The following is a 2,268-nucleotide window of genomic DNA, read 5'->3' on the forward strand; positions in this document are numbered from 1 at the left end:
ATTGTACTTTTTATTAGTAATAATAATTTCATGATTTTATTCTTTAAGTATACGCAATTTTTGATTATCAGTCAACACTAAAATAGTATAAGAATAAATAATTTAAAATTTATTTATTATTATCTATATAACTAATTACACTCATTCATTTACCACTATCTGGGCATATTCGGTGCTTTCTCCTATTAGGACTCACTCATAGTATGCAAACAAAAAGAGAAGATAATCCCCTCTTCTATACGATATAATGTTTCTATCTACTTGCAATAAAAACATACCTATCTTTTGTTGACTTTTCTTCAGAAAAAGAATAGCCATCTAAATTAAATTTTTTTATGTCTTCTATGTCCTCGATCTTATTTTTTGTCATAAAATATAACATTTTTCCCCTTGCCTTTTTTGAAATAGTAGAGTGTTTTTTTAAGTTACCATCTACATTCTCAAAAAACTCAATATTTAAAATTTTTTCATCTTTTATGTACTTTTTTATAGTTTTCGAAAACTCATCACTTGCAAGGTTTACTATTGAATCCTCATCTTCCAATACTTTTTTTGCTATTTCGTCTTGCCAAAACTTGTACAAATTACCCATTTCTGTTTTCATCAAAAAATCTAGCCTGTATGGTGAAATCAGGTCAAAGGGTCTTACTGCACCATATAGGGCTGACAGGATAAATAGGTGTTTGTCTATATAGTCTAGGTCCTTTGAGTCTAAGTCTTCTCTATTCATATTTTTAAAGCATAATCCATCATACATATAAAAGGCTTTTATAAGCTTATCTGGATCACTCTCTGTTTTTAGGATATTTTCCATCTCAGTTAAAACTGTATTTTTGAAAAAGTCAGCGCTAAGATCGTAATAAAGCGCTTTGACAGGTGCAAAACCCTTATAAGAGGTATCAAGAGTGATGTACTCGAATTTAGTATCACCGCTAAAGATCCTTGGGTAGTCGTTTAGACTTTGTTTTAGCAGATTTAAAAGCTCGATCTTTTGTGTGGCGGTAAGGTCTTTATACTTTTTGCTATCAAGATAGTTAGAAATTTTATCTACGTTGTTAGCCGCAGTTTGCTCTTTTGTATTTTTGATATTTAAAATATAACTAGAACCAAAATAAACTCCCACACAAAGTGCAGCCACTAGAGCGAAATTTACAAATTTAATAAATCTATTTTGTGCGCCAAATTTCGTTACATTTGCTTTAAAAGCGATCTCTTTTAAAAATGATTTTACAAAGTAGCTTTGTTTGCTGTAATTATTTACCGCTCTAAGAAGTGGTTTTTTGATGCTGTATTTATCACAAATCGTATTTGTAAGGTAGTTTATAGGGATATTTTCTTGATATGCACTTACAAAATAAACTCCATTTATAACAGATGTGTTTTTAAGAGCATTTTGAGAGCTTAGTTTTGTAACAAAATCTTTTACCAGCACAAAGAAATTTTCAAGCTGTTTTAAGAACAAATATGAGCGTTTTTTATCTTCTAGCATGTGCGAGATCGAGTTTTTGCTCATTAGGTGTTTAAATAGTGAGTCGCTTAAGCCCTTAAGCTCTGTCTCAAGCGTTTGGGCGGTGAAATTTGAGTCTAAATTTATACCAAGTGCTTTATTTGCCACGTCTTCATTGAATAATTTGAAATAATCACCCATACCATCTATAAGATCAAGCTTGCTAAAGACTACATAAATAGGAAATTTAATGCCAAGGTGCTTCTCACAGTCATTTATCCTCTTTACCATATATCTTATAAGCTCGTCAAAATACTCTTGAGTGCCTTCTAGGAATTTTTTAGTATCAATAATAAGCACGGCACCGCTTAGTCTTGAGTTAAAGTCATTTCTCTTTAAAAAGTGCAAAAACTCATTCCAAACGCCTTTTTTAAGTAGATAGTCTCTATTTTTCTCTATATCATCTTCAGGAAGCTCCTCTGTTGCAGTTGGCTGATAGAGACTCTCTTGTGCAAAGTGAATGCCCTCAGTATCTAGTAATGCGCCAAATTTTGATACATAAAGGTTAAAATTTGTCGTACTTTGGTGTATCTTTTTATATGTATCTAGGCTGTCAGATAGAGGAAATTCGATATTTGAATAGTTTATAAAAGCGCTTTTACCAGCGCCCTCGTTGCCTATTATCATTATTAATGGCAATTTTTTGAAATTTATATCTTTCTTCCAAGTCGTTTTGGCGTCTTTTAGCGAAAGTAAGAAATTTCTCTTTGCCTTGCCAAAACTATCCATAGACTCTTTTTTGATCTCTTTTAGTTTGTCGT

General features: G+C 31.5%; 1 protein-coding gene. It reads right to left on the reverse strand.

Going from position 1 to position 2,268, the window contains the following annotated elements:
- Window positions 1-253: 253 nt before the first annotated feature.
- On the reverse strand, window positions 254-2,268 hold a 2,015-nt coding region (gene yaaA / locus Q0296_RS05440; RefSeq protein WP_298037678.1), incomplete at its 5' end, for a peroxide stress protein YaaA.

This window comes from uncultured Campylobacter sp. (assembly GCF_937890585.1).
GTDB lineage: Bacteria > Campylobacterota > Campylobacteria > Campylobacterales > Campylobacteraceae > Campylobacter_A.